23 protein-coding genes are annotated in these 26,823 nt (G+C 56.6%); 21 read left to right on the top strand and 2 right to left on the bottom strand.

Annotation, left to right across the window (positions count from 1 at the left end):
• Positions 1–8: 8 nt before the first annotated feature.
• The 6 genes from nuoJ to DCH402_RS06625 all read left to right on the top strand — a co-directional run bounded on the left by nuoJ (position 9) and on the right by DCH402_RS06625 (position 8,391).
• Positions 9–560, top strand: coding sequence for an NADH-quinone oxidoreductase subunit J (gene nuoJ, locus DCH402_RS06600; protein ID WP_012769141.1), 552 nt, complete (start codon positions 9–11; stop codon positions 558–560).
• A complete protein-coding gene (gene nuoK / locus DCH402_RS06605) occupies positions 557–859 on the top strand; it encodes an NADH-quinone oxidoreductase subunit NuoK (protein WP_012769142.1) in 303 nt (100 codons plus the stop codon). Before nuoJ ends, nuoK begins: the two co-directional genes overlap by 4 nt.
• On the top strand, positions 856–2,706 hold the full coding sequence (nuoL, locus tag DCH402_RS06610; RefSeq protein WP_040000414.1) for an NADH-quinone oxidoreductase subunit L: 1,851 nt from the start codon (positions 856–858) through the stop codon (positions 2,704–2,706). Before nuoK ends, nuoL begins: the two co-directional genes overlap by 4 nt.
• A gap of 96 nt (positions 2,707–2,802) precedes the next feature.
• Positions 2,803–4,338, top strand: coding sequence for an NADH-quinone oxidoreductase subunit M (gene nuoM / locus DCH402_RS06615; protein ID WP_027711557.1), 1,536 nt, complete (start codon positions 2,803–2,805; stop codon positions 4,336–4,338).
• Between the two features lie 6 nt (positions 4,339–4,344).
• The gene (nuoN, locus tag DCH402_RS06620; protein WP_040000415.1) at positions 4,345–5,802 is read left to right on the top strand and encodes an NADH-quinone oxidoreductase subunit NuoN; all 1,458 of its coding nucleotides are present in this window, start codon (positions 4,345–4,347) and stop codon (positions 5,800–5,802) included.
• Positions 5,803–6,198: 396 nt separating this feature from the next.
• Complete coding sequence (locus DCH402_RS06625; RefSeq protein WP_081642132.1) at positions 6,199–8,391, top strand: multicopper oxidase family protein; 2,193 nt, start codon at positions 6,199–6,201, stop codon at positions 8,389–8,391.
• A 391-nt stretch (positions 8,392–8,782) separates the two neighbouring features.
• On the opposite strand, the gene DCH402_RS06630 is transcribed toward DCH402_RS06625, so the two are convergent.
• The gene (locus tag DCH402_RS06630; RefSeq protein ID WP_040000416.1) at positions 8,783–9,664 is read right to left on the bottom strand and encodes a PhzF family phenazine biosynthesis protein; all 882 of its coding nucleotides are present in this window, start codon (positions 9,662–9,664) and stop codon (positions 8,783–8,785) included.
• Between the two features lie 213 nt (positions 9,665–9,877).
• Between DCH402_RS06630 and DCH402_RS06635 the strand changes: the two genes are divergently transcribed.
• The 15 genes from DCH402_RS06635 to DCH402_RS06705 all read left to right on the top strand — a co-directional run bounded on the left by DCH402_RS06635 (position 9,878) and on the right by DCH402_RS06705 (position 26,679).
• Positions 9,878–11,470: an ABC-F family ATPase gene (locus DCH402_RS06635; protein ID WP_040000417.1), complete on the top strand. Its 1,593-nt coding sequence runs from the start codon at positions 9,878–9,880 to the stop codon at positions 11,468–11,470.
• 793 nt (positions 11,471–12,263) lie between these two features.
• Positions 12,264–13,391: a hydrogenase 2 small subunit gene (gene hybO / locus DCH402_RS06640; RefSeq protein WP_071604674.1), complete on the top strand. Its 1,128-nt coding sequence runs from the start codon at positions 12,264–12,266 to the stop codon at positions 13,389–13,391.
• A gap of 3 nt (positions 13,392–13,394) precedes the next feature.
• Positions 13,395–14,411, top strand: a complete 1,017-nt coding sequence (gene hybA, locus DCH402_RS06645; protein ID WP_040000418.1) for a hydrogenase 2 operon protein HybA — start codon at positions 13,395–13,397, stop codon at positions 14,409–14,411.
• Positions 14,398–15,597 carry a Ni/Fe-hydrogenase cytochrome b subunit gene (gene hybB, locus DCH402_RS06650; RefSeq protein WP_040000419.1) on the top strand — a complete coding sequence of 400 codons (1,200 nt, stop codon included), beginning with the start codon at positions 14,398–14,400 and terminating at the stop codon, positions 15,595–15,597. Before hybA ends, hybB begins: the two co-directional genes overlap by 14 nt.
• Entirely contained in the window at positions 15,575–17,281 is a 1,707-nt protein-coding gene (hybC, locus tag DCH402_RS06655; RefSeq protein WP_040000420.1) for a hydrogenase 2 large subunit, read from the top strand. Before hybB ends, hybC begins: the two co-directional genes overlap by 23 nt.
• Positions 17,281–17,781: a HyaD/HybD family hydrogenase maturation endopeptidase gene (locus DCH402_RS06660; protein WP_040000421.1), complete on the top strand. Its 501-nt coding sequence runs from the start codon at positions 17,281–17,283 to the stop codon at positions 17,779–17,781. Before hybC ends, DCH402_RS06660 begins: the two co-directional genes overlap by 1 nt.
• 46 nt (positions 17,782–17,827) lie before the next feature.
• Complete coding sequence (hybE, locus tag DCH402_RS06665; protein WP_050516111.1) at positions 17,828–18,337, top strand: hydrogenase-2 assembly chaperone; 510 nt, start codon at positions 17,828–17,830, stop codon at positions 18,335–18,337.
• A complete protein-coding gene (gene hypA, locus DCH402_RS06670; protein ID WP_012769155.1) occupies positions 18,330–18,674 on the top strand; it encodes a hydrogenase maturation nickel metallochaperone HypA in 345 nt (114 codons plus the stop codon). Before hybE ends, hypA begins: the two co-directional genes overlap by 8 nt.
• A 70-nt stretch (positions 18,675–18,744) precedes the next feature.
• Complete coding sequence (gene hypB, locus DCH402_RS06675; RefSeq protein ID WP_050583270.1) at positions 18,745–19,959, top strand: hydrogenase nickel incorporation protein HypB; 1,215 nt, start codon at positions 18,745–18,747, stop codon at positions 19,957–19,959.
• A gap of 2 nt (positions 19,960–19,961) precedes the next feature.
• On the top strand, positions 19,962–20,249 hold the full coding sequence (gene hybG, locus DCH402_RS06680; RefSeq protein ID WP_013318684.1) for a hydrogenase maturation factor HybG: 288 nt from the start codon (positions 19,962–19,964) through the stop codon (positions 20,247–20,249).
• Entirely contained in the window at positions 20,236–21,351 is a 1,116-nt protein-coding gene (gene hypD, locus DCH402_RS06685; RefSeq protein ID WP_040000422.1) for a hydrogenase formation protein HypD, read from the top strand. Before hybG ends, hypD begins: the two co-directional genes overlap by 14 nt.
• A complete protein-coding gene (hypE, locus tag DCH402_RS06690) occupies positions 21,351–22,379 on the top strand; it encodes a hydrogenase expression/formation protein HypE (protein WP_040000423.1) in 1,029 nt (342 codons plus the stop codon). Before hypD ends, hypE begins: the two co-directional genes overlap by 1 nt.
• Before the next feature lie 557 nt (positions 22,380–22,936).
• Entirely contained in the window at positions 22,937–25,228 is a 2,292-nt protein-coding gene (hypF, locus tag DCH402_RS06695) for a carbamoyltransferase HypF (RefSeq protein WP_152486899.1), read from the top strand.
• 125 nt (positions 25,229–25,353) lie between these two features.
• The gene (locus DCH402_RS06700) at positions 25,354–25,830 is read left to right on the top strand and encodes a YlaC family protein (protein ID WP_040000424.1); all 477 of its coding nucleotides are present in this window, start codon (positions 25,354–25,356) and stop codon (positions 25,828–25,830) included.
• A gap of 123 nt (positions 25,831–25,953) precedes the next feature.
• Positions 25,954–26,679 carry a glutamine amidotransferase gene (locus tag DCH402_RS06705; RefSeq protein ID WP_071604675.1) on the top strand — a complete coding sequence of 242 codons (726 nt, stop codon included), beginning with the start codon at positions 25,954–25,956 and terminating at the stop codon, positions 26,677–26,679.
• On the opposite strand, the gene DCH402_RS23250 is transcribed toward DCH402_RS06705, so the two are convergent.
• Positions 26,676–26,810 carry a hypothetical protein gene (locus tag DCH402_RS23250; protein ID WP_267879509.1) on the bottom strand — a complete coding sequence of 45 codons (135 nt, stop codon included), beginning with the start codon at positions 26,808–26,810 and terminating at the stop codon, positions 26,676–26,678. The two genes, DCH402_RS06705 and DCH402_RS23250, sit on opposite strands and share 4 nt — an antisense overlap.
• Positions 26,811–26,823: the final 13 nt, after the last annotated feature.

Below are 26,823 nucleotides of genomic sequence, written 5' to 3' on the forward strand. Positions count from 1 at the left end.
AGCCAAGCATGGAATTCGCTTTTTATGCGACTGCGATTATTGCGGTACTGGCAACATTGCGTGTCATTACCCATACCAATCCAGTACATGCATTACTTTATCTGATTGTTTCGTTACTGGCGGTTGCCGGTGTGTTCTTCTCGCTGGGGGCGTATTTCGCCGGTGCGTTGGAGATAATTGTGTACGCCGGTGCCATCATGGTGTTGTTCGTCTTCGTGGTCATGATGCTGAACCTCGGCAATTCGGTCGATGAGCAGGAAAAGCTGTGGCTGAAACCTACCGTATGGTTAGGGCCGGGCGTGCTTTCTCTGGTTCTGCTGGCGATTATCGTCAAGGGGATTATCAGCGTTACCGACCAGAATATCGCCGGTAATATGATTGATGCCAAAGCGGTTGGTATTAGCCTGTTCGGGCCGTATGTACTGGCGGTAGAACTGGCGTCGATGCTGTTACTGGCTGGCTTGGTGGTGGCTTTCCATATTGGCCGAGAAGACAAGCGCGGGGAGCTGATTGCCAAAGATCAGGATGCCGATAAGAAAATAACGGAGGAACGCGCATGATTCCGCTACAACATGGTTTGCTGTTGGCGGCCATCCTCTTTGTGCTGGGGCTGACCGGACTCGTGATTCGCCGCAATCTGCTGTTTATGCTGATTTGTCTGGAAATCATGATTAACGCCGCGGCGCTGGCTTTTGTGGTCGCAGGAAGCTACTGGGGGCAACCGGATGGTCAGGTGATGTATATCCTGGCTATTACGCTGGCCGCAGCGGAAGCCAGTATTGGCCTGGCGTTGCTGCTTCAGCTGTATCGTCGCCGTCAGACCCTGAATATTGATACTGTCAGTGAGATGCGCGGATGAACTTACTCTATTTAACTATTCTGTTTCCGCTGATCGGATTCCTGTTACTGGCTTTCTCTCGCGGACGTTGGTCGGAAAATGTTTCCGCGACCGTCGGGGTCGGGTCTATCGGGCTGGCTGCGCTGGTGACCGGCGGCGTAGTCGTGGACTTTCTCAGTCGGCAACAGCCTGGCGGAGTGACTTTCTTCAGCCAGCACCTGTGGAGCTGGATGACGGTCGGCAAGTTCGACATCGGCGTTACGCTGGCGTTGGATGGCTTGTCGCTGACCATGCTGTCGGTGGTGACCGGTGTAGGTTTCTTCATCCATCTGTTCGCTTCCTGGTACATGCGCGGTGAAGAAGGGTATTCACGCTTTTTCGCGTATACCAACCTGTTTATCGCCAGCATGGTGGTGCTGGTGTTGGCGGATAACCTGCTGCTGATGTACCTCGGCTGGGAAGGCGTGGGTCTGTGTAGTTACCTGCTGATTGGCTTCTACTACACCAACCCGAACAACGGTGCCGCAGCGATGAAAGCGTTCATCGTGACCCGCGTGGGCGACGTGTTCCTGGCGATTGCGCTGTTCATTCTGTACCGCGAACTGGGTACGCTGAACTTCCGCGAACTGCTGGTGTTGGCGCCGCAGCACCTGGCCGAAGGTTCCCCTGCCATCACCTGGGCGACGCTGATGTTGCTGGGTGGCGCTGTGGGTAAATCGGCTCAGTTGCCGTTGCAGACCTGGCTGGCGGACGCGATGGCGGGTCCGACGCCGGTTTCCGCGCTGATCCACGCCGCCACCATGGTGACGGCCGGCGTTTATCTGATCGCGCGTACTCACGGCCTGTTCCTGTTGGCACCGGATGTGCTTCAACTGGTCGCCAATGTCGGTGCCGTGACGTTGTTGCTGGCAGGGTTCGCTGCACTGGTTCAAACCGATATCAAACGTGTGCTGGCGTATTCCACGATGAGCCAGATCGGTTACATGTTCCTGGCGCTAGGAGTGCAGGCGTGGGATGCCGCCATCTTCCACCTGATGACCCATGCATTCTTCAAAGCGCTGCTGTTCCTGTCGTCTGGTTCGGTGATTCTGGCCTGCCATCACGAGCAGAACATCTTCAAGATGGGTGGCCTGCGTAAGACCATTCCGCTGGTATACGCCTGCTTCCTGGTAGGTGGGGCGGCGCTGGCTGCGTTGCCGATGGTCACGGCCGGTTTCTTCAGTAAGGACGAAATCCTGGCCGGTGCCTGGGCCAACGGCCACATTAATCTGGTCATTGCCGGTCTGGTGGGCGCGTTTATGACGTCGCTGTATACCTTCCGGATGATTTTTATCGTGTTCCATGGTGAAGCAAAAACCAAAGCTCATGCAGGTAAGGGACTATCCCATCACTTGCCGTTGCTGGTGCTGCTGGTGCTGTCCACCTTCGTCGGTGCTCAGATTGCGTTGCCGCTGCACGGCGTACTGCCCGCCACGACCGAGCTTGAGCACGGTCAGGTCATGACGCTGGAAATTGCCTCCGGTGTGGTGGCAATTGCCGGTATTCTGCTGGCGGCTGCATTGTGGCTGGGCAAACGTCAGTTGGTGACCAGTGTCGCCAACAGCGCACCGGGTCGTTTTTTCTCAACATGGTGGTTCCATGCCTGGGGATTCGACTGGTTGTACGACAAGGTGTTTGTTAAACCGTATCTGGCCATCGCAACGCTGTTGCAGCGTGACCCGCTGAATGCGTTGATGAACATTCCAGCCATACTGACCCGTTGGGGTAACCGTGCGCTGATCGTCAGCGAAAACGGTCAAGTACGCTGGTATGCCGCTTCAATGGGTATTGGCGCGGTGGTGGTGCTGGCACTGCTATTGCTGGTGTAAACGATGCGGTAATGCAGAGGGGCGGGGCACTTGATGTTAAGTGGCCCCGCAGGCAGCAAGTTTTTCGTTTTCTTTAATTTAGGGACACAAAACGCCATGCTACTACCTTGGCTGATTCTTATCCCCTTCATCGGCGGCCTGCTGTGCTGGCAGCTCGAGCGTTTCGGCACGCGTGTGCCGCGCTGGGTCGCGCTGATCTCCATGGGGCTGACACTGGCGCTGTCATTGCAGTTGTGGCTGCAAGGCGGCTTTTCGCTGGCGACACCGACGGGCCTGCCGCAATGGCAGTCGGAGTTTATGCTGAGCTGGATACCGCGTTTCGGTATCTCCATTCATCTGGCGCTGGATGGTTTGTCATTGCTGATGGTGGTGCTGACCGGCCTGCTGGGTGTGCTGGCGATCCTCTGTTCCTGGCGTGAGATTCAACGCTATCAGGGGTTCTTCCATCTCAACCTGTTGTGGATTCTCGGCGGTGTGATTGGCGTTTTCCTGGCCATCGACATGTTCCTGTTCTTTTTCTTCTGGGAAATGATGTTGGTGCCGATGTACTTCCTGATTGCGCTGTGGGGACACAAAGGCTCTGATGGTAAGACGCGTATCGCGGCGGCCACCAAATTCTTTATTTATACCCAGGCGAGCGGTCTGGTGATGCTGATTGCCATTCTGGCGTTGGTGTTCGTCCATCACAATGCTACCGGTGAATGGACCTTTGATTATTCCCGCTTGTTGAAAACCCCGATGTCTTACGGGCTGGAATATGCATTGATGCTGGGCTTCTTCATCGCTTTTGCGGTGAAAATGCCGGTGGTGCCGTTGCATGGCTGGTTGCCGGATGCACATAGTCAGGCGCCGACCGCCGGTTCGGTGGATTTGGCGGGGATCCTGCTGAAAACGGCGGCCTACGGTTTATTAAGATTCAGTTTGCCGCTATTCCCGACCGCCTCTCACGATTTTGCGCCTATAGCTATGTGGCTGGGCATTATCGGTATTTTCTACGGCGCCTGGATGGCTTTCAAACAGACCGACATCAAGCGCCTTATCGCGTATACCTCGGTGTCTCACATGGGCTTTGTGATGATTGCCATCTATTCCGGCAGTCAACTGGCCTATCAGGGCGCGGTGATACAGATGATTGCTCATGGTCTGTCGGCGGCAGGTCTGTTCATTATCTGTGGTCAGATGTATGAACGCCTGCACACCCGCGATCTGCGCCAGATGGGTGGCTTGTGGGGCCGTATTCGTTATTTGCCGGCGTTGTCGCTGTTTTTCGCAGTAGCCACGTTGGGGATGCCGGGGACGGGCAACTTTGTTGGCGAATTCATGATCCTGTTCGGCAGTTACCCGGTGGTTCCGGTGATCACGGTGATTTCGACTTTCGGCCTGGTGTTTGCCTCCGTCTATTCGCTGGTGATGATGCAGCGTGCCTTCTACGGCACCGCTAAATCGGATGAGCCGCTGCAGGGTATGACGGCGCGTGAACTGTCACTCATTCTGCTGCTGGTGGTACTGCTGGTGCTGCTGGGTGTGTATCCGCAGCCGATTCTGGATACGTCCAGCGCGGCGATGGCTAATATCCAACACTGGTTTACGTCATCGGTTCAGAGTTCAACAATTTCAACGACAGGGCTGTAATTCGCCATGACAATAACTCCTCAACAACTGATCGCGATGTCGCCACTGTTAATCGTTGGATTGACAGTTGTGGTTGTGATGCTGTGCATTGCGTGGCGACGCAACCATTTTATTAACGCAACGCTGACGGTCATCGGCCTGAATATTGCGCTGTTATCACTCTATCTGGTCGGCCAGATGGGGCCGACCGACGTTACCCCGCTAATCCGGGTTGACGGTTTCTCCATGTTCTATACCGGTCTGGTACTGGCGGCGAGCCTGGCGACCAGCACCTTTGCTTATCCGTGGCTGGAAGGTTATCCGGACAATAAGGATGAGTTCTACCTGTTGGTGCTGATTGCGGCGCTGGGCGGTATTCTGCTGGCGAGTGCCAATCATTTGGCTGCTTTCTTCATTGGCATCGAGCTGATTTCCCTGCCGTTGTTCGGCATGGTGGGATATGCCTTCCGTCAGAAGCGTTCGCTGGAAGCGGCTATCAAGTACATGCTGTTGTCTGCCGCCGCGTCTTCGTTCCTGCTGTTTGGTATGGCGCTGGTGTATGCTGATTCCGGTAGCCTGAGCTTCGCCAGTCTTGGCAAGAGCCTGAGCGATCACCAGTTGCACGCGCCGTTGCTGATGGCTGGTCTGGGCATGATGCTGGTTGGGTTGGGCTTCAAGCTGTCGTTGGTGCCGTTCCACTTGTGGACTCCTGATGTCTATCAGGGGGCGCCTGCACCGGTTTCCACCTTCCTGGCAACCGCCAGCAAAATTGCTATCTTTGGTGCGGTGATGCGTTTGTTCCTCTATGCCCCGTTGGTGGATAGCGAGTCGGTTCGTACGACGTTGGGTATCATTGCTTTCGCGTCCATCCTGTTTGGCAATCTGATGGCGGTCGCGCAGAGCAACATCAAGCGTCTGCTGGGGTATTCATCCATTGCTCACCTGGGTTATTTGCTGGTAGCGCTGATCGCGGTGCAGACGCAGCAACTGGCGCTGGAGACCATCGGCGTGTATCTGGCCGGTTACCTGTTCAGCAGCCTGGGGGCGTTTGGCGTGGTCAGCCTGATGTCCAGTCCGTACCGTGGTCCGGATGCGGATTCACTGTTCTCTTACCGTGGTTTGTTCTGGCATAAGCCGATTCTTTCTGCGGTGATGACGGTGATGATGCTGTCACTGGCTGGTATTCCGATGACTCTGGGCTTCTTCGGTAAATTCTATGTTCTGGCGGTAGGCGTTAACGCTCACCTGTGGTGGTTGAGTGCAGCGGTGGTGGTCGGTAGTGCTATCGGCCTGTACTACTATCTGCGAGTGTTGGTAAGTTTGTACCTGAGTGCACCGCAGACCCTGAACCGCGATACGCCGAACAACTGGGCGTTGACTGCAGGCGGTGTGGTGGTGCTGATTTCATCCTTGCTGGTGCTGATTTTGGGTCTCTACCCACAACCGCTAATTTCATTGGTACAACTGGCGCAGCCGCTGATGTAATCCTTGTGAATGTCATACTGAAAGCCGCGAACTATCGCGGCTTTTTTATTTACTATGATGATGTGATCGCCTTAACTCCGTTGCTCTGTTTCTAAATATTATCTCTATTCCTTAATTCTTCTTTTTAAATCAGTTATCGGATTTCATTGTTTGCTGAAAAATATCGATACAGAGTCTTTTTCAGGTTTAGGAAAACGTCTGATTGTCCGAAGTTATCGTTTTATCTAATTTCCTCTACATGTGTTCTGTCTGGACGTGATGGCAGGGGTTTTTGTAATTTTTGTTTTTAATCATTTGAAATAATTAAAAATTTTATCTTTGGTGAGCTAAATAAATAATGAATTAAATCGGCATAGGGGTGATGAAATGACAACGTGTGACAAGGTTAGATACAGAATGACATTCCGGGATATTTTTATTTTCTTGCTGACATTAGTGGTATTCGATAGCCATGCCGATGGCATATCGGCAGAAAATGAAAGTGCGCCAGACGAAAGTAAAGAGACAGATTTTCTATTCGAAAATCCGCCGCATTTGCAGGGATTGGTCAGGTCGCTATTACAAAACCACTTCAGTGGTGTTCAGGAGGGAAACAGAGAAAAATATTATGAGCTGGACGTCGGGTATGTGGATGGGAAAATTTATGATCCGTCGCAAAACCGTTTTCAGAAGATGCATTTACGCGGGTATACCGGCAGTACGGACAGGCTGCCGGTTATCGGAGCGCCGTTTGTAGCGCCGCAAATTGATGTCATGCCCGGCGAAACGGTACGTATTCTGCTTAAGAACAATTTGCCGGTAGATAGCAGTTGCCAGCCGCATCAGACGGAGAGCAAAAAGATGTCGTCAATGTCGGTTCATTCCCATACCGGCAGGGTGCAATCGGCAGCAGATGATTCACGCTCGTCACCGAAGTTGCTCGATCCACCCCACTGCTTTAACGGCACTAACCTACATGCCCACGGTGCCTGGATCAGCCCGACCGGCAATAGTGACAATGTGCTGCTGTCGGTGAATCCGGGTAATAGCTTTGAATATCAATACAACTTCTCGCAGGATATTCCGGCCGGCACGCTCTGGTATCACACACACCGGCATGGTTCCACCGCGTTGCAGGTCTCCAGCGGCATGGCGGGGGCGCTTATCGTTCACGGTGACCGCAAGCCTACCGCATCGTCGAATGGCGATCTGGATACACTGCTGATCGACCCCGATACTCAGAAACCGTTCCCCGAGCATACGGTATTGTTTCAGCAGATTCAGTATGCCTGCTTAGGCCGGGACGGAAAGCTGAAGCGGGATAAGCAGGGTAACATTAACTGGGATTGCAGCCCCAACGAGACGGGGGTCATTGAGGATTACGATCAGTTCGGTCCTGGCTCCTGGCAGGCCTCCGGCCGCTGGACCAGCATTAACGGCGTGGTACTGCCGACCTTCAAAGCCACCGCCGGGCAGGTTGAGCGCTGGCGGCTGATTCACGGCGGCGTAAGGGAAACCATCAATCTGGAATTCCGTAAGATAAAGGCGGGCCTGAGCCTCAACGAATTGCATCGCAAGGCTTATCTGGGCAAGTTGCGCCGTCAGGATGTGGGGGCGTTGATTAACGAGCTCTGTTCTGGTGAAAAAGTCCCTTTCCAGGTGGTTGCCGCTGATGGATTAACTATGTCCCGTTCGCTGACGGCAGATAAGGTGACGTTGCAGCCGGGGTACCGTTATGATCTGTTGACGATGTTTCCACAGGCGGGCGGCTATTGCATGATCCAGTCACCGCAATCCATGACTGGCAGTATTACCGGTAAGGCTCAGGGCAACAGTTTGCTGGGGTTTGTTTCCGTATCCGGCTCGGACAATATCGCGGTGCAGGATTTTGTGCCGACGTTACGTCGGAAACTGACCTATTCGGCGCAGAAGCTGATGCCGGAAGCGGTGAGGCAGGACATTATTGATGACCTCAATCGTAGCGATAACCAGATCTATCTCACCCGGTTTGCACCACATACTCGCAATGTGAGTGATGAAGAGATTGCCGGTCAACCAAAACAGAAAATTGTCTTTTTTGCTGGCGGTACGCAGCCGAATAAAGCGGACATCTTCGCCATTGGTCACGATTTTGGCGTCGAAAACGTTAATGGTGTGTGGTTACCGAAACAAATAAAGGCTTATGACCCTAACCGCATCGATATAAAGTTGCCGCTGTGGGCGTCGCAAGAATGGGAACTGCGTTCGTACAGTGTCAGTCATCCATTTCATATTCATGTGAATCCGTTCCAGATTGTCGCGATTTACGACCCTCAGGGGCGTGATGTCAGCCTGCCCGGCGTCACGGAAGCCGATGGCGACAGCCAGTTCGCCGGCTTGAAAGGGCAGTGGAAAGACACCATTTTCGTCAAAACCAATTTATTGCCCGGCCAATTGACGGGTACGCCGCAAAACTACTACCGCATACTGATAAGAACCCGCTATCAGCGCTATATCGGTGAATTTGTACTGCACTGCCATATTCTGGATCACGAGGATCAGGGGATGATGGAAAATGTCGAGATTGGGCTGTCACAGGCGCAAAGAAGCCAAACATCGTCGGCGAAGTAACCGGGAATGGGAGATGGACTGAAAAATGACTGGGAGATATTGCTGAAAGGGAGTGAAAAAACTAAAGCCGCCTCAAGGTAGTAGGCGGCTTTTAGTCTGCGGCGCTCATATTAAAACGGGCTGATGATAGAGCCGATACGTTCGCAGTAGCTCACGTAGATGTCGCCCAGTTTTTTGAAGAAGCTGATGAATGTGTTCATGTTGTATCTCCATTATCGTCGTGTATCGTCGTGGTTTTTATGTGATGTTCATCACGGTTTTGATAATAATAGATCAGGAACGTCATTTCAACTTTTTCGTGATGAAAGTCACATTATTTTTACGTTCATGGCATCGTGACGTGAGCTGCGGGCGGCCAGTTAAGCCTGCCCGCTCACCTTCTGGGCGTGAATTAAAGAGTAATCTGTCCGTCAATCAAGGTGTTGCTGTAACCACCAATCCATGGTTGGCCATCTATGTAGGATACGTTGACCCGGCCGTCACGGTACAACATGGTGCCCTGACGTACCCGATAACCAAGCCTGTGGTCCGCTTGTTCCGGCAATGGGCTGTGCTGAATCACTCGGGCGATACAGGCGTTGGCGCTGCCGGTTACCGGGTCTTCCACCACCGTATCATTGATCATAAAAAAGGCTCGTACTTCGTAGTCGGTAGGGTTGCCGTTGTCGTGCGGTCCGTAGATCGCTACGCCATTGGTTTGGCCGAGTTGCTGTAAGCGTTGCAGATGAGTGGCGTTAGGACGCGCCTCTAGGCAGGCGCGCGCGCTTTCCATTCGTACCGTCAGCCAGCGGATACCCATCTGCACGTTGACCGGACGATGGTCCGGATGACGTAAATGGCTGCCGATCGCACTATCGAGCAACGCGTAATAGTGCGGGTCGAGTTCTGTCATCGTGACGTCCGGTGCGTGAAACGCAAGCTGGCCGTCATTGCTAATCGCCACCGGCACTAACCCGACACCGCATTGCTGGATGAGCTGATGCGGTACATGCGGCGTCAGGCCAGATTCCAGCAGCGCATGTGCCGTCCCCAGCGTTGGATGACCCGCGAACGGCAACTCTTCCGATGGGGTGAAAATACGCACCCGATAATCAGCCAGTGGGTTGTCCGGCGGCAGCACAAAGGTGGTTTCCGATAAATTGGTCCAGTGAGCAATGGATTGCATCTGCTCATCGCTGAGGCCGTCGGCGTCCAGAATGACGGCCAGCGGATTGCCTTTAGCCGGATGAGAGCTGAACACGTCGACCTGCTTAAAACGGCGTGATGACGGCATCTGATTTTTTCCTTCTGCGATTCGTGACAATGCTCATTATGTACGCCTGACCGTGTGCTGTCGTGTCTATTGTCGGCTGTGGGCAACGCAAGGGAGCGCAAAGGGGAGAGGTTAGATTAGGTTTGATTAAAAAGCGCACGATAATCGCCGGGATTCTGCGTTTCGCTTGTGGCATAATGCGCGCCAAATCACATTCCGAATCGAGTAAGTGCTGTGCTGGTAACCAATAATATTACGATGCAATTCGGCAGTAAGCCGTTGTTTGAAAACATTTCTGTTAAATTCGGCGGCGGTAATCGCTATGGTTTGATCGGTGCCAATGGCTGCGGCAAATCCACCTTTATGAAGATCCTCGGTAGCGACCTGGTGCCAAGCGCGGGTAACGTCGCTATCGATCCGAATGAGCGGATCGGTAAACTGCGTCAGGATCAGTTCGCGTTTGAGCAATACAGCGTGCTGGACACGGTGATCATGGGGCACGCCGAATTGTGGGAAGTGAAAGAAGAACGTGACCGTATCTATGCGCTGAGTGAAATGAGCGAGGAAGATGGTTACCGGGTCGCTGATCTGGAGGTCAAATATGGCGAAATGGACGGCTACAGCGCTGAATCGCGCGCCGGCGAGCTGCTGCTGGGCGTGGGGATCCCGCTGGAACAACATTACGGGCCGATGAGCGAAGTGGCGCCGGGCTGGAAACTGCGTGTGCTGCTGGCGCAGGCGCTGTTCTCCAATCCGGATATTTTGCTGCTGGACGAGCCGACCAACAACCTGGACATCGACACCATCCGCTGGCTGGAGCAGGTGCTGAACGAACGTAACAGCACCATGATCATCATTTCCCATGACCGTCACTTCCTGAATATGGTGTGCACCCACATGGCGGATCTGGATTATGGCGAGTTGCGCATTTATCCGGGAAATTATGACGAATACATGACGGCGGCAACGCAGGCGCGTGAACGTCTGCTGTCGGACAACGCCAAGAAAAAGGCGCAGATTGCCGAATTGCAGTCGTTTGTCAGCCGGTTTAGCGCTAACGCCTCCAAATCGCGTCAGGCGACCTCGCGTGCTCGCCAGATAGAGAAAATACAGCTGGAGGAAGTGAAGGCATCCAGCCGTCAGAACCCGTTTATTCGTTTTGAACAAGACAAGAAACTGTTCCGTAACGCGCTGGAAATCGACGGACTGACCAAAGGCTTTGATAACGGGCCGTTGTTCAGCCAGTTGAAAATGCTGGTGGAAGTCGGGGAAAAAGTGGCTATTCTGGGGACGAACGGGATCGGTAAGTCCACTTTGCTGAAAACACTGGTGGGTGAACTGGCACCGGAATCCGGTACGGTGAAATGGTCGGAAAACGTGCGCATCGGTTACTACGCTCAGGATCACGAGTACGAGTTTGACGGCGACCTTACCGTATTTGACTGGATGAGCCAGTGGAAGCAGGAAAACGACGACGAGCAGGCGGTACGCAGTGTGCTGGGGCGTTTGCTGTTTTCTCAGGACGACATCCGTAAAAAAGTCAACGTGCTGTCCGGTGGTGAAAAAGGGCGCATGCTGTTCGGCAAGCTGATGATGGAAAAACCGAACGTGCTGGTGATGGACGAACCGACCAACCACCTGGATATGGAATCTATCGAATCGCTCAACATGGCGCTGGAGCTGTATCAGGGCACGCTGTTGTTCGTGTCTCACGATCGTGAGTTCGTCAGCTCGCTGGCGACCCGGATTGTGGAAATGATGCCGGGTAAAGTGATTGATTTCAGCGGCAGTTATGAGGATTACCTGCGTAGCCGCGGAATCGAATAATATTCAGCGTTTCGGTGAAAAGCAGCCGCTTGTCGGCTGCTTTTTTTATTGCCTGAAATGTTAAAAGCAACGTGTGGCAATCACCGATTGTGGAAGAATAATGAAAACACTGAATGAAAAATAACCGCAGTGTGCACTTTTATCTTCGGTTTCAACAGCGATATTATCCTGCAATTACGTTTTTAAAAGTAAAGTATCTAAAGTAATCGCGTTGGTTGATGAGAAAATGATGAATGTAAAAAATAACCGAAAAATAAAACCCGCTATACCCGTCATACTTCACGTGCAGGTGCGTTGGCTTTATTACTCGGCCCCTCGCTCTTTCAGGGCCGCAGCACGCTGCGTTCAACTCTGCTCCCGGCAGAGTGGTCGCTCAGCCTAGTCACTGACTTGAGTAAGCTCCCAGGGATTCGCTGCGTTGTTCAACACGCAACGCATTTTGTCCTGTAACTCAAATTATTTTGGGTATAAAAGCAAAATGATAAAAATATTTAAAAATCAATGTAATAATATTTTTATTATAACTGATATAAGTCGCAGTTAAATCGATTAAGCAATTTTTGATCACAGAAAAATATCCGTTTGTTACGCGTTGAGATATTTTCTCATTTAATCCGGCATGCCGTGTTTTTAAAAAAGAAATGTCGCGGAGAGCTTCACAGAAGGCGCATAAATAAAATGGTTATTCCCCGGCCGATTGATAGAGATCAAGTCGGTGACGTTATTCTCCTCATTATTCTATGCCGGCACGAAAATGTGTTACTCCGACTTGGCTACAGGAGAATAATAAAGAATGAATGGGGAAAATATGATGCTTTCCCATCACGGCATCAATCGCCGTGATTTTATGAAGCTATGTGCAGCACTTGCCGCCACCATGGGGTTGAAAGAGGCCGCTGCCGCAGAGATGGCCCAGTCACTGACGTCTCCCCAGCGTCCGCCGGTGATTTGGATTGGCGCGCAGGAATGTACCGGATGTACGGAGTCATTGCTGCGATCCACCCACCCGACCATTGAAAACCTGCTGCTGAATACCATCTCGCTGGAATACCACGAAGTTCTCTCCGCCGCGTTTGGCGAGCAGGCGGAAGAGAATAAACACCGCGCTATCGAACAGTACAAAGGTAAATACGTACTGGTGGTAGACGGTTCCATACCGCTGAAAGACGGCGGCATCTACTGTATGGTGGCCGGCAAGCCGATTGTCGAGCATATCCGCGCCGCCGCCGAACATGCGGCCGCCATCGTCGCCATTGGTTCCTGCTCCGCCTGGGGCGGGGTGCCGGCCAGCGGTTCCAACCCGACGGGCGCCGCCAGCTTGCAGGCGGTGTTGCCGGGCAAAACCATTATCAACATCCCTGGGTGCCCACCCAACCCGCACAACTTTCTGGCGACGGTGGCGCACCTTATCACCTATCAACGCGCACCGGCACTCGACAGCCAGAATCGCCCTACCTTCGCCTATGCTCGCCTGATCCACGAAAACTGCGAACGCCGCCCGCATTTCGATGCCGGCCGTTTTGCCAAAGAGTTCGGTGATGAAGGGCATCGGCAGGGATGGTGTCTCTACCATCTGGGATGCAAGGGACCGGAAACCTACGGTAACTGCCCGACGCTAGAGTTTTGCGACGTGGGCGGCGGCATCTGGCCGGTGGGGATTGGTCATCCATGCTACGGCTGTAACGAGCAAGGCATCGGGTTTACCAAGGGTATTTTCCAGTTGGCTAATGTGGAAAACCCAACGCCGCGGGTTGAAAAACCGTCGGTGACCAGCCCGGAAGGCGGCAACAGTTCCGCGACGGCTACGGGGCTTATCGGCGGCGTGCTGGGCGCGGTCGCCGGCGTCAGCCTGATGGCCGTGCGCGAATTGGGTCGGCAGCAAAAACAGCAGGACGCCGGCAATGCATCCCGGGAGGGCTAAGCCGTGAACAGACGCAATTTTTTCAAGCTGGCGTCCGCGGGAGCGCTGTTGGCGGGTACGCCGCTTGCCAGCCAGGCGGAGGCCACCAACCGGCCGCCGATCCCCGGCGCGCTCGGCATGCTGTACGACTCTACGCTGTGCGTGGGCTGTCAGGCGTGTGTGAGCAAATGTCAGCAGGTCAACAAGCTGGAGTATAAACCGGATAGCGCAGTCTATGCCGGCGGGGCGGCGACCTGGTCCAACAACGACAAACTGAGCCCGTATACCAACAACATCATTCAGGTGTGGCGCAGCGGTGAGGGCAAGAATAAGGATCAGGCGAAGGACGGCTACGCCTACATCAAGAAGCAATGCATGCACTGCGTCGATCCTAACTGTGTGTCGGTGTGCCCGGTTTCGGCGCTGAAGAAAGATCCGAAAACCGGCGTCGTGCATTACGACGCCAGCATCTGCACCGGTTGCCGTTACTGCATGGTGGCCTGTCCGTTCAATGTGCCGAAGTACGACTATGAAAACCCGCTCGGCAAGATCCACAAATGCGAACTGTGCAACCAGCCGGAGCTGGCCAGGCTCGACAAAGGCGGTATGCCGGGATGTGTGGAAGTCTGCCCGACCGGGGCGGTGATTTACGGCACTCGCGAGCAATTGCTGGCGGAAGCGAAACGTCGGCTGGCGCTGAAACCGGGCGATGAATACGCCTATCCGCGCCAGACGTTGAGTAGCAAAGACACCTACCTGCACACCGTGCCGAGCTACGAACGCTATGTCTATGGCGAGACGGAAGCGGGCGGTACGCAGGTGCTGGTGCTGGCCGGGGTGCCGTATCAAAACCTGGAAATGCCGGCGCTGGAACCGTTGTCCACCGGTGCGCGTTCAGAGCACATCCAGCACACGTTGTACAAGGGCATGGTGTTGCCGCTGGCGGTATTGGCCGGGTTGTCGGTGCTGGTGCATCGCAATACCCGTGCTGAGCGCGAAGAGACGCACGACTCACAGGAGAAACCTCATGACGGCGCATAAAGCAAGTCCGTTGGGCGGTCGGCTGGTGAGCTGGCCGGTGATGCTGCTGGCTCCGCTGGTGGCGATTTGCGCGATCCTCATCGTGAAACGTCTGTTTCTGGGGATCGGCTCCGTTGCCGATCTGAACGGCGGCTATCCGTGGGGGATCTGGATCGCGTTTGACCTGTTGGTCGGTACCGGTTTTGCCTGCGGCGGCTGGGCACTGGCCTGGGCGGTCTATGTATTCAACCGCGGCGAATACCACCCATTGGTACGTCCGGCGTTACTCGCCAGTCTGTTTGGCTATTCGCTGGGCGGCTTGTCGATAACCATCGACGTCGGCCGTTACTGGAACCTGCCGTACTTTTATATCCCCGGTTACTTCAACACCAACTCGGTGCTGTTCGAAACCGCCGTGTGTATGACCATCTACATCGGGGTGATGGCGCTGGAGTTTGCACCGGTGGTGCTGGAACGCTTCGGCTGGCATGTATCGCTGAAACGGCTCAACAAAGTGATGTTCTTCATCATTGCGTTGGGGGCGTTGCTGCCGACGATGCACCAATCATCGATGGGGTCGCTGATGATTTCCGCCGGTTACAAGGTGCATCCGCTGTGGCAGAGCTATGAACTGCTGCCGCTGCTGTCGTTGCTGACCGCGTTCATCATGGGCTTTTCGATCGTGATTTTCGAAGGCTCGCTGGTGCAGGCCGGGCTGAAAGGGCGCGGCCCGGACGAACAAGCGCTATTTCGTAAGCTGACCGGGCTGGCTCACGTGCTGGTGCTGCTGTTTGTGGTGCTGCGCTTCGGCGAGATCGTCTGGCATCAGAAGACCACACTGTTATTTGCCGGCGACCGGTTTGCCGTCATGTTCTGGTGCGAAGCCGCTCTGATGGTGCTGCCGCTGGTGCTGCTGCGGCTGAAACGCTGCCGTCAGGATGCCCGCTGGTTGTTCGTCAGCGCGCTTTGCATGCTGTTCGGCGCCGCCCTGTGGCGATTGAGCTATTCGCTGCTGGCGTTCAATCCGGGCAACGGCTACCACTACTTCCCCAAAGCGCAGGAGATCCTGATTTCCATTGGCTTCGTCGCCATTGAGGTCTGCGCCTACATCTTGTTAATCCGCCTGCTGCCGGTACTGCCCGCGCTGAAAGGCGAACATACGCATCATCAGGCTGAGGTAAAGCATGAGCCAACGCATCACCATTGATCCCATTACCCGTATCGAAGGGCATCTGCGCATTGATTGCGAAATTGAAAACGGCAAGGTCATCAAAGCCTGGTCATCCGGCACGATGTGGCGCGGCATGGAAGAGATCGTCAAAGGGCGTGACCCGCGCGATGCCTGGATGATCGTGCAGCGTATCTGCGGCGTGTGCACCACGGTGCATGCCATCGCTTCGGTGCGTGCGGTAGAGAACGCGCTTGGCCTGAACGTGCCGGTCAACGCCCAATACATCCGCAACCTGATTCTGGCGGCGCACAGCATCCATGACCACATTGTGCACTTCTATCAATTGTCGGCGCTCGACTGGGTGGATGTGACTTCCGCGCTGAAAGCCGATCCGCAGAAAGCGGCGGCGCTGCTCAAAGGATTATCCGACTGGCCGCTGAATACCGCCGCCGAGTTCACCAAGGTGCAGCAGAAGCTGAAAGATCTGGTCGCCAGCGGGCAGTTGGGGATTTTCGCCAACGGCTACTGGGGCCACCCGGCGATGTCGCTGCCGCCGGAAGTGAACCTGATTGCCGTCGCTCACTATTTGCAGGCGCTGGAATGCCAGCGTGATGCCAACCGCATCGTGGCGATTCTGGGCGGCAAATCGCCGCATATCCAGAACCTGGCGGTCGGCGGCGTGGCTAACCCGATCAATCTGGACGCGCCGAGCGTGCTCAACCTGGAACGGTTGATGTACGTGAAAAGCTTTATCGATCGGCTGGGCGATTTTATCGAGCAGGTCTACAAAGTGGATTGCGCGGTGATCGCCGCCCACTACCCGCAGTGGCTGACGCTGGGACGCGGCGCCGATCACTACCTGAGCGTGCCGGAACTGCCGACCGACAACAAAAACGGCAGCTTCCTGCTGGCGGGCGGGTATATCGAAAACAGCGACCTGTCGCACTACCGACCGATCACCAGCCACAGCGATAAGTTCCTGATCGACGGTATCCGTGAGAGCGGTAAACACGCCTGGTATCAGGACGATCAGCCGCTGGCGCCGTGGGAAGGGCTGACCCGGCCGAATTACACCGGCTGGCATGAAGACGGCAAATACTCGTGGGTGAAATCGCCGACCTTCTACGGCAAAACCGTGGAAGTGGGGCCGCTGGCCTGGTTGCTGTGCGGTTTGGCGGCGAAGCACAAAGATACGCTGGCTCACTTCGATCAGGTAAAAGCGGCTTATCAGGCGCTCAGCGGTCATCAACTGGAAGAGAAACATCTGCACTCCACGCTGGGCCGGGTGATTGGCCGTACGGTGCACTGCTGCGTACTGAAAGATACGCTGGCGCAGCAATGGCAGGCGCTGGTGGACAACATCGGCAAAGGCGATCACCAGACCTTCATCAAGCCGGATTTTTCGCCGGATACCGAGTTTCATGGCGTCGGTTTTGGTGAAATGCCGCGCGGCATGTTGTCGCACTGGGTGGTGTTCAAGAACGGCAAGATCACCAACTATCAGGCGGTAGTGCCGTCCACCTGGACCTCCTGCCCACGTAACGGCGACGACAAGCCCGGCCCGTACGAGCAGTCGCTGGTGGGCACGCCGGTGGCGGACCCGCACAAACCGCTGGAAGTGGTGCGTACCATTCACTCGTTCGATCCGTGCATGTCCTGCGCGGTGCATGTGGTGGATACCGTCAACGGCAATGAAGTGACCCGGGTGAAGGTGCTGTGATGAACATACTGGTGTTGGGGATCGGCAATATTCTGCTGAGTGACGAAGGGGTTGGGGTGCGGCTGGTGGAGCGATTGGAGCAGCGGCTTGACTGTACGCCCGTCATTGACGTGGTGGACGGCGGCACCTGCGGCATGGAGCTGATGGAATGCATGGCCGGGCGCGATCACCTGATCGTCGCCGACGCCGTGCTCACCGGCAAGGCGCCGGGCAGTGTGACGGTGCTGCGCGACCGCGAAGTCCCGGCGCTGTTTACCCGCAAGATCTCCCCGCACCAGTTAGGGTTGGCCGATGTGCTGATGGCGCTGCAACTGACCGGTGAATTTCCCCGCCAACTGACGCTGGTTGGTGTGGAGCCGGAAGTGCTCGATTCCGGTATCGGCTTGTCCGATACCGTGACCCGGGCGCTGGAGCCGGCGCTACAGCACATGATTACCGCGCTGCGTCAAAGCGGCGTGGCAGTGACGGAAAAAACAGCGCAGGAGGTGTGCGGTGACTGACATTTTTTCTGCTTCGGCATACGACGGCGGCAATAATCCGCCGCTAATACCCGATGAGCGCAAAGAATTGGCGTGGATTGCGGGGCATGATCAGAATCCGGTGGCCTGGCTGGAAGCCGAGTTTAGCCGTATTGCGCAAGAGCGTATGCGGATGTTGCCGTTTTACCGTGACGGCATTCCGGTGCGGGCCTGTGGTTTTACCCTGTTTGAACAGCAGTGGTTCGGTTGCCTGCTGACGCCGTGGATGTTGAGCCTGTTGGTATTGCCGGGACCGGGGCAGCAGTGGCCCCGACGTGATCTTACCACCCGTTTGGCGCTGGAGTTGCCCTGCGGCAGCGTGAAGTTTGTGGTCAGCGAAAGTGATGACGGGCAGCAGTATCTGTCTTGCTCGCTGATGTCGCCGCTGGACCCTGCGCTCGGTGCGGAACAGGCGCTGCAACTGGCGCAGCAAAGCGCACGCATGGCGCTGTCATTGCCGGTGCAGAATGCCGATGCGCCGGAAAACCTGAGTCGCCGCGCGCTGTTCAGCCGTTATCGGAGTCAGCGGGATGCATGAAATTTCCCTGTGCTACAACGCGCTGGAGTTGATTGAGCAACAGGCGCGCCAGCATGGCGCCCGCCGGGTCACCGGCGTTTGGCTGGAGATCGGCGCGCTATCCTGTATTGAAGAAAGCGCGTTGCAGTTTTGTTTTGAGTCGGTCTGCCGTCAGACGCTGGCGGAAGGCTGCCAATTGCATCTGTCGGTGCGTCCGGCACAAGCCTGGTGTTGGGAGTGTAGCCAGCCGGTGGAAGTGACAGACCACGACAGCGGCTGCCCGCATTGCGGCAGCCATAGCCTGCGTGTCGAAAGCGGAGGCGATAGCCTGCAACTCAAGCAACTGGCGATTGAATAAAACACGTGGCGTTTTCAGCGCGGCGTGTCATCAGTAAAAAGCGGTCTGGTTGACCGGAGGAGTCGTATCAATGTGTACCACATGCGGTTGTGGCGAGGGAGAACGCCGGATTGAGGGCGATGAACCTGCGCATTCACACCACCATCCCCATACGCACGATCACCACCACGAACATAGCCACAGTCATGACCCTGTTCATTCGCATCCTCACCATCATGACCACCACCACGGGCATGACCATGAACATGACGAAACGTCGGCTACGCCCGGTGTGATTATTCATCATCACCATTACTACTATCACCACGGCGACGTACACCACCATTACCACGGCGCGGCGCGTCCGTCGGCGGGCCGTCACACGCATGAACATCATGCCCATACGCACGGTTCGCATGACCACCATGACAACGAACCTCATGATCACCACCACCATGATCATGCCCATCATAGCCATGCTCATCATAGCCATGACCATCACGCGCATTCACACGAACACCGTCAGCAAGAAGAGCGCTTTCAGCCGGTGGAGCAGGAAAATCACCTGCACTACGGGCAGGGCGCGGCGGGCACTCACGCGCCGGGTGTCGGCCAGCAACGGTTGTTGCAGATTGAAATGGATGTGCTGAGCAAAAACAATCAGCTGGCGGCGCATAACCGCGAGCATTTCGACGCTGCTCACATTCTGGCGCTGAATCTGGTGTCCAGCCCCGGTTCCGGCAAAACCACGCTGCTGACCAATACCTTGCACTTGCTGCGTGAGCGTGTGCCGTGCGCGGTGATCGAAGGCGACCAGCAAACCACCAATGATGCCGAGCGCATTCGCGCTACCGGCGTGCCGGCGATTCAGGTCAACACCGGCAAAGGCTGTCATCTGGATGCGCAGATGGTGCATGACGCCATGCACCGACTGCAACTGCCGAATCAGAGCCTGCTGTTTATCGAAAACGTCGGCAATCTGGTGTGTCCGGCCGGTTTCGATTTGGGAGAACGGCACAAAATCGCGGTACTGTCGGTCACCGAAGGGGAAGACAAACCGCTCAAGTATCCGCATATGTTTGCCGCCGCGTCGCTGATGATCATCAACAAGATCGATCTGCTGCCGTACCTGGATTTCGATCTGGAGGCTTGTGTTGCTAACGCGCGGCGCGTCAATCCGCAGATCGAGGTGATGGCGCTGTCGGCGCGCACCGGCGAAGGGATGGAAGTCTGGCTGGCCTGGCTGGAAGCCCAGCTTCTGGGGGCGCAATCGCCGTCACAACCGTCACTGCTGTCAGGAGCCTAATTATGTGTCTGGGCGTTCCCGGAAAAGTGGTCGCCGTTGGGCCGGATCTGCATTATCCGGCGCGGGTGGATGTTTGCGGCGTGCAGCGTGAGGTAAACATTGCGCTGGTATGCGAAGGCGACCCGGCGGAGCTGGTGGGGCAGTGGGTGCTGGTGCACGTCGGTTTCGCCATGAGTTTGCTGGACGAGCAGGAAGCACAAGAGACGCTTGCGGCGCTACAATCCATGCAGGCGGTCGGGCTGGAACTGGATGAAGTCAGGCAAACCGGAGCCATTTATGCAGTACGTTGATGAATTTCGCGATCCCGAACTGGCGAAATCGCTGTTACAGCGCATTCAGGCGCTGGTTGACGATATGCCGCAACTGAAGACGCGTCCGCTGCAACTGATGGAGGTGTGCGGCGGGCATACTCACGCTATTTTCAAGTTCGGCATCGACCGGCTGTTGCCGCCGGAAATCGAGTTTGTGCACGGACCGGGCTGCCCGGTGTGCGTGTTGCCGATGGGGCGTATCGATGCCTGTCTGGAGATTGCCGCTCGTCCGGAGGTGATTTTCTGTACCTTTGGCGATGCCATGCGGGTGCCGGGCCGCAACGGGTCGTTGCAGGATGCCCGTCGCCACGGCGCAGATGTCCGGGTGGTCTACTCGCCGTTGGATGCGCTGGCGCTGGCGGAGCAACACCCTGATCGGCAGGTGGTGTTTTTCGGGCTGGGATTTGAAACCACCATGCCGAGTACCGCGCTGACCCTGCAACAGGCCAAACGTCGTGGTATCGGCAATTTTTCGCTGTTTTGCCAGCACATCACCATCATTCCAACGCTGAAAAGCCTGCTGGAACAGCCGGATTTGCGTATCGACGGCTTTCTGGCGCCGGGGCACGTCAGCATGGTCATCGGTGCTTATCCTTACCAGCCATTGTGTGAGCAGTTCCATAAACCGTTTGTGGTCACTGGCTTTGAACCGCTGGATATCCTGCAGGCGTTGTTGATGCTGGTGCAGCAATTGCACGATGCGCGTTGCGAAGTGGAGAATCAGTACCGCCGCATTGTGCCGGACAGCGGCAACACGCTGGCGCAGCAGGCGATGGCCGAGGTATTTGAAACCAAAGCCAGTAGTGAATGGCGCGGGTTGGGCGAAATCGCCGATTCCGGTATGCAACTGCGGGCGGAATACGCGGAATTTGACGCCGAGCGCCGCTTTAAACCGCAGCAGCAGCGGGTGGCGGATGAGCCGCTGTCGCGTTGCGGCGATGTGCTCACCGGGCGCTGCAAGCCGGGCGATTGCCCGCTATTTGGCAAGCGTTGTTCGCCGCAAAATGCTATCGGCGCGTTGATGGTGTCTTCAGAAGGCGCCTGTGCCGCTTATTACCAGTATCGACGGGAGTGCGCCTGATGAAGAACACGTTATTGCCAAAAGAAATTACCCTGGCGCATGGCAGCGGTGGGCAGGCAATGCAGCAACTGATCGAAGGGCTGTTTTTGCAGGCGTTCGATAACCCGTTATTGGCTGAACGTGAGGATCAGGCGCGTTTGCCGCTGGCGGCGCTGAACGCGCAGGGTGACAGGCTGGCGTTTACCACCGACAGCTATGTTATCGACCCGATCGAGTTTCCCGGCGGCGATATCGGCAAGCTGGCGGTATGTGGTACGGCTAACGATCTGGCGGTCAGTGGTGCCGTGCCACGTTACCTCTCCTGTGGTTTTATTCTGGAAGAGGGACTGGCGGGGGAAACGCTGCTGCGCATCGTCAATTCGATGGCGCAGACCGCCCGCGACGCGGGTATTCAGATCGTCACCGGCGATACCAAGGTGGTGCCGCGCGGCGCGGCGGACAAAATTTTCATCAATACCGCCGGCATCGGCGTGATTCCCCAGCATGTACAGTGGGGTACCGGTGAAATCCGCCCCGGCGATCGTCTGATCGTCAGCGGTACGCTGGGCGATCACGGCGCCACTATTCTGAATTTACGCGAGAAACTGGGGCTGGAAGCCGAGCTGACCAGCGATTGCGCGGTGCTGGCGCCGCTGATTGCGCCGCTGCGCCAGATTGACGGGGTACGCGCTCTGCGCGACGCCACCCGCGGTGGGGTGACGGCGATCCTGCATGAATTCTCCCAGGCCAGCGGCTGCGGTATGGAAGTGCAGGAGAGCGCTTTGCCGGTTAAATCGGCGGTGCGCGGCATCTGCGAACTGCTGGGGCTGGAAGCGCTCAATTTCGCCAACGAAGGCAAACTGGTGCTGGCAGTGTCGCCGGAGGCGGAAAGCCGGGTACTGGACGTATTACAGTCTCATCCGCTGGGGCGCGATGCGGCGGTTATCGGCAGCGTCACCGACAAAAAACAGGTACGCCTGTGCGGGGTATTCGGCACCTCCCGCCTGCTGGACTTGCCCCACAGCGAGCCGATGCCGAGGATTTGCTGAATATTAGTGGGTTATAGGCTACTAACCAGTTCAGTACGTGCAGGATGGCGTTTTTCCGGCGTCAAAAACTGTGCTGAGGTGGACGGTTTCGTCGGGTGAGCCGCATGGACGCGGCGAAAGCCCGTGCCGTGCCGGACAAAAACGTCGGGAGCGTTTTTGAACAGCGTTTACGCTGGCCCGTAGGGCGAGCCCCAGGGATGGGGCGAGTAACCACGTCACGGGCGGCCCGAATAGCGAAGGCGAACGCCGAAGGAACCGCGTAGCGGCACACCATTTTGCAACGCAAAATGGAACAGCGCTTGCGCTGGCCCGCAAGGGTGAACCCGTCAGGGTTCATAGTTTAGCCTCCCAGCCAGTGGACAAGGAGAGGCGGTGTTTGAGCCTCTCCTTGTCGTGCGTGCGATGAAATGGCAAAGAAATGATGCTGTGTATTCCGCACGAAATTATTCACTGACCAGAAAAAATTCACCGTTTGCAAGACAGCCCGATTGCTTGTTAGCAGCCTGGATATGCGGGATGTGACGGTGTCCATACAGCAACGTATACAGTGATAGCTCATGATGTCACCACATCACAACGGAATTGAAATTCGCGTTAAAGGCAAGGTGCAGGGCGTGGGGTTTCGGCCTTATGTCTGGCAAATTGCTCACCGGCTCGGAGCCAAAGGCAGTGTGCTGAATGACGGCGCGGGGGTGTTAGTCCGGCTGTGGCCGGCGAGCGCCGAGGCGGATTTCATTGCTGCGTTATACGCCGAGTGCCCGCCGTTGGCGCAGATCGACCAGATGACATGCCGGCCTTATCATTGGGAAACACCGCCGGACGATTTCATCATTGAGCACAGCGGCGCCGGGCAGATGGATACCCACATTGTGCCGGATGCCGCCACCTGTGATGCCTGCCGTCAGGAGTTGTTTGATCCGCACGATCGTCGCTACCGTTATCCGTTTATCAACTGTACCCACTGTGGTCCGCGCTTTACCATTATTCGCCGGATGCCGTACGACCGCCCGCATACCGCGATGGCGGCGTTCCCGTTTTGCCCGACGTGCCGGCAAGAGTATCAGCACCCGGCGGATCGGCGTTTTCATGCCCAGCCTAACGCCTGCCCGGCTTGCGGGCCGCGGGTGTGGCTGTGCGATGCATCTGGCGCCATCACGGACGGCGACGATGCCGTGACGCAGGCGGCCGCGGCGCTATGTGCCGGGCGGATCGTGGCGGTAAAAGGATTGGGCGGGTTTCATCTGGCCTGTGACGCCACCGACGCGCAGGCGGTGGCGCGGCTGCGCGAACGTAAGCATCGCCCGGCTAAACCACTGGCGGTGATGTTGCCGGATGCTAATTGGCTGGCGCGTTGCAGTAGCGTGGCGGAACCTGCGTCGGCGTTACGTTTGATGCAAAGCCCGGCGTCACCGATAGTGCTGTTGCCGTTACGCCACGATGGCGAACTGGCCGCCGGGATGGCCCCCGGTCTGGATGAAGTGGGATTGATGCTGCCTGCCAACCCATTACAGCACCTGTTATTGGCGGCGGTGGGCCGACCGCTGGTAATGACCTCCGGCAATGCCGGCGGTAAACCCCCTGCGCTGGATAATACGCAAGCGCTGAACGAGCTGGCGACTATCGCCGACCTGTGGCTGCTGCATGATCGCGACATTGTGCAGCGGGCCGACGACTCGGTAGTGAGGATGCAGGACGAGCGGGCGGAGATGCTACGGCGCGCGCGCGGTTATGTGCCGGATGCCCTGCCGCTGCCGCCGGGGTTTCGCGAGCAGCCCGCGTTGCTGGCGATGGGGGCGGATCTCAAAAACACCTTCTGCCTGCTGCGTGATAGCTCTGCCATCGTCAGCCAGCATTTAGGCGATCTGGCGGATGACGAAGTGGAGCAGCAGTACCGGCAGGCGCAAACGCTGTTTGCCGATATCTACCGGTTTACTCCGCAGGCCATCGCGGTGGATGCACATCCGGGGTATGTCAGCCGTTGTGTGGGGCAGCAGCAGGCAGAGCGGTTGGGCATCCCCTGCATTGAGGTGCTGCACCATCACGCGCATATCGTTGCTTGTCTGGCTGAACACCGCTGGCCGCGTGACGCCGGGGCGGTGATTGGGCTGGCGCTGGATGGCATCGGCTACGGCGGCGACAACCGCTGGTGGGGCGGCGAGTGCCTGCGGGTAGATTACAGTCAGTGTCGGCATTTGGGCGGATTGCCTGCTGTGGCGCTGCCGGGCGGCGATCTGGCGGCGCGCCAGCCGTGGCGTAATCTACTGGCGCAGTGTCTGGCGTTCGTGCCGGATTGGGCGTCTCTGCCGGAGGCGGTCGTGATCCCCGTCGGTGTGCGGCCGTTGCTGACGCGGGCTATTGAACGGGGCCTTAACGCGCCATTGGCGTCGTCCGCCGGTCGGCTGTTCGACGCGGTAGCCGCGGCTTGTGGGTTTGCCGGCGAACAGAGCTGGGAGGGGGAAGCGGCTTGCTGGCTGGAAGCACTGGCCCGGCAACATCAGAATGACCGGCCTCCGGTAACTCTGCCGCTGTCCGGCAGCCAACTGGATCTGTCCACCTTTTGGCACCAGTTTTTGGCGTATCGCGCAGCACCGGCCGACCGCGCTTTTGCGTTTCATCTGGCGCTGGCCGATGGGCTGGCGGCGTTGGTACGTCAGGCGGCGCGGGAACAGGGCATCAACACCGTCGTGTGCTCGGGCGGGGTGATGCATAACCGTTTGCTGGCTACGCTGTTACGTGATCGGCTGGCGGATTTTACCCTGCTGATGCCGTCGCGTATGCCGGCCGGCGACGGCGGGCTGGCGCTGGGGCAGGCGCTGATCGCCGCCAGTCGTCTTTCCATTCCGGAATAACGAGATACCGAGTCAGCAGCATGTCGAGCCAACTGTTATCGCTTTTTCTCACCAGACTGTATCTGTTCTGATTTAGCGCGCCGTGCTACCGTTGCGCACCAATAAGCTGGGGGCGGAGGATCGGTATGGACGAAGTGAAACGTATTTTGAATGAAGAAATCGAACGTCTGAATCGAGAAGAACGGCGTGATAACCGCATTCGTTTTAGTCGCAGGTTTATCACCAGCCACCCTTATCTGTTTGGCGGCATGTTGGTGAGCTATGTGCCGGTGGCGCTAATTTTGTGGTATGCGCCGTACTTCGGCGCGCCTTATGTCGTGGGATTTACGTTGTTTCTGGCGCTGATGTCGCTGGCGATGTCGATGGACATTAACCCGCGCTACCGTTTTGAGGATATCGACGCGCTGGATCTTCGGGTGTGTTACAACGGCGAGTGGTACAACAGCCGCCATGTGTCGCCTCAGACGCTGGAGGCGCTGCTGCATAACCCACAGGTCGCCGCGCCGGTAAAAGAAGGGATTGCCCGCTTGTTGCAGACCAAGGGTTACCTCTATTTTTACGATGTCTTTTCTCTGGCCTACCGCTCAGCCGTCCGGCAGTGATGGCGTTGCCGCCGGGTGCCGGGGGGGAAAAATCAATAACATGAAGCGATGACAGGGCGTGCCTTGCGTGGTACGTTCAAAACTTATCTTGTTTACCGTCCTTCGAGGCACAAGCGACGCGCTATGACCACGTTGACCCCAGATTTTTCTTCTTCATCACGACCACCTTCATTGCTCATTGTGCAGATGGGCGAACCGCCCGCACCTATCGCTACGGCTGTCGGCCAGCAGGCCGACTGGTTTAGCAGCGCGCTGGCCGATGAAGGCGTACAACTGCACGTTGTACGGCCGGATATCGGCGAGGCATTACCGCACCATAACGAACATGATGCCGCCATTATCAGCGGTTCCTGGTCGATGGTGACCGACCGGCTGGACTGGAGCGAACGCACCGCCGACTGGCTGCGCCGGAGTGTGTCGGCCGGGTTGCCGGTGCTGGGAGTGTGCTACGGTCATCAACTGTTGGCGCACGCCTTGGGCGGCACGGTGGCGGATAACCCCAACGGGCGGGAAATGGGGCTGAAAACCGTGACTCTGCATGACAATGCGGCGAACGATGCGCTGTTGACGGCGATACCGACGCAGTTTAGCGCGTATCTTAGCCATCTTCAGTCGGTGGTGACGCCGCCGCCCGGCGCACAGGTGTTGGCAGCATCGGCGCAGGATGGCTGCCAGATTATTCGTTATACGCCGCATACCTTATCATTCCAGTTCCACCCGGAAATGGATGCGGTGGTGATGAATGCCTGCCTGCGCCACTGTGCATTGCCGGAAATGACCGACGACACTGAACCGGCATGGGCGCGGCGTTTGCTGCTGGATTTTGTCCGGCAGGCGTTGTCTCGCTAAGGAGTATGGCGCTGGCGAAATTCGAACAACTGGCCGACCAGATGAGCCAGCCGTTCGGTTCCGCGTTTCCCGATCGGCGGCACTTTCCCCAGTGTCGGTTGACTCGCTCGCTGGCGACCAGCGGTTTGCATTATTTAACACATA

The sequence above is a fragment of the Dickeya chrysanthemi NCPPB 402 genome (assembly GCF_000406105.1).
GTDB classification, from domain to species: domain Bacteria; phylum Pseudomonadota; class Gammaproteobacteria; order Enterobacterales; family Enterobacteriaceae; genus Dickeya; species Dickeya chrysanthemi.

Bases quoted from the DNA above. Each gene is read 5' to 3' on its own strand.
- DCH402_RS06700 (WP_040000424.1), top strand. From the start codon at position 25,354: ATGGACGAAGTGAAACGTATTTTGAATGAAGAAATCGAACGTCTGAAT.
- hypF (WP_152486899.1), top strand. From the start codon at position 22,937: ATGATGTCACCACATCACAACGGAATTGAAATTCGCGTTAAAGGCAAG.
- DCH402_RS23250 (WP_267879509.1), bottom strand. From the start codon at position 26,810: ATGCAAACCGCTGGTCGCCAGCGAGCGAGTCAACCGACACTGGGGAAA.
- hypE (WP_040000423.1), top strand. From the start codon at position 21,351: ATGAAGAACACGTTATTGCCAAAAGAAATTACCCTGGCGCATGGCAGC.
- hypB (WP_050583270.1), top strand. From the start codon at position 18,745: ATGTGTACCACATGCGGTTGTGGCGAGGGAGAACGCCGGATTGAGGGC.
- hypA (WP_012769155.1), top strand. From the start codon at position 18,330: ATGCATGAAATTTCCCTGTGCTACAACGCGCTGGAGTTGATTGAGCAA.
- hybC (WP_040000420.1), top strand. From the start codon at position 15,575: ATGAGCCAACGCATCACCATTGATCCCATTACCCGTATCGAAGGGCAT.
- DCH402_RS06630 (WP_040000416.1), bottom strand. From the start codon at position 9,664: ATGCCGTCATCACGCCGTTTTAAGCAGGTCGACGTGTTCAGCTCTCAT.
- DCH402_RS06705 (WP_071604675.1), top strand. From the start codon at position 25,954: ATGACCACGTTGACCCCAGATTTTTCTTCTTCATCACGACCACCTTCA.
- hybB (WP_040000419.1), top strand. From the start codon at position 14,398: ATGACGGCGCATAAAGCAAGTCCGTTGGGCGGTCGGCTGGTGAGCTGG.
- nuoJ (WP_012769141.1), top strand. From the start codon at position 9: ATGGAATTCGCTTTTTATGCGACTGCGATTATTGCGGTACTGGCAACA.
- hypD (WP_040000422.1), top strand. From the start codon at position 20,236: ATGCAGTACGTTGATGAATTTCGCGATCCCGAACTGGCGAAATCGCTG.
- nuoL (WP_040000414.1), top strand. From the start codon at position 856: ATGAACTTACTCTATTTAACTATTCTGTTTCCGCTGATCGGATTCCTG.
- hybO (WP_071604674.1), top strand. From the start codon at position 12,264: ATGAATGGGGAAAATATGATGCTTTCCCATCACGGCATCAATCGCCGT.
- DCH402_RS06625 (WP_081642132.1), top strand. From the start codon at position 6,199: ATGACATTCCGGGATATTTTTATTTTCTTGCTGACATTAGTGGTATTC.
- nuoM (WP_027711557.1), top strand. From the start codon at position 2,803: ATGCTACTACCTTGGCTGATTCTTATCCCCTTCATCGGCGGCCTGCTG.
- DCH402_RS06660 (WP_040000421.1), top strand. From the start codon at position 17,281: ATGAACATACTGGTGTTGGGGATCGGCAATATTCTGCTGAGTGACGAA.
- nuoN (WP_040000415.1), top strand. From the start codon at position 4,345: ATGACAATAACTCCTCAACAACTGATCGCGATGTCGCCACTGTTAATC.
- nuoK (WP_012769142.1), top strand. From the start codon at position 557: ATGATTCCGCTACAACATGGTTTGCTGTTGGCGGCCATCCTCTTTGTG.
- hybG (WP_013318684.1), top strand. From the start codon at position 19,962: ATGTGTCTGGGCGTTCCCGGAAAAGTGGTCGCCGTTGGGCCGGATCTG.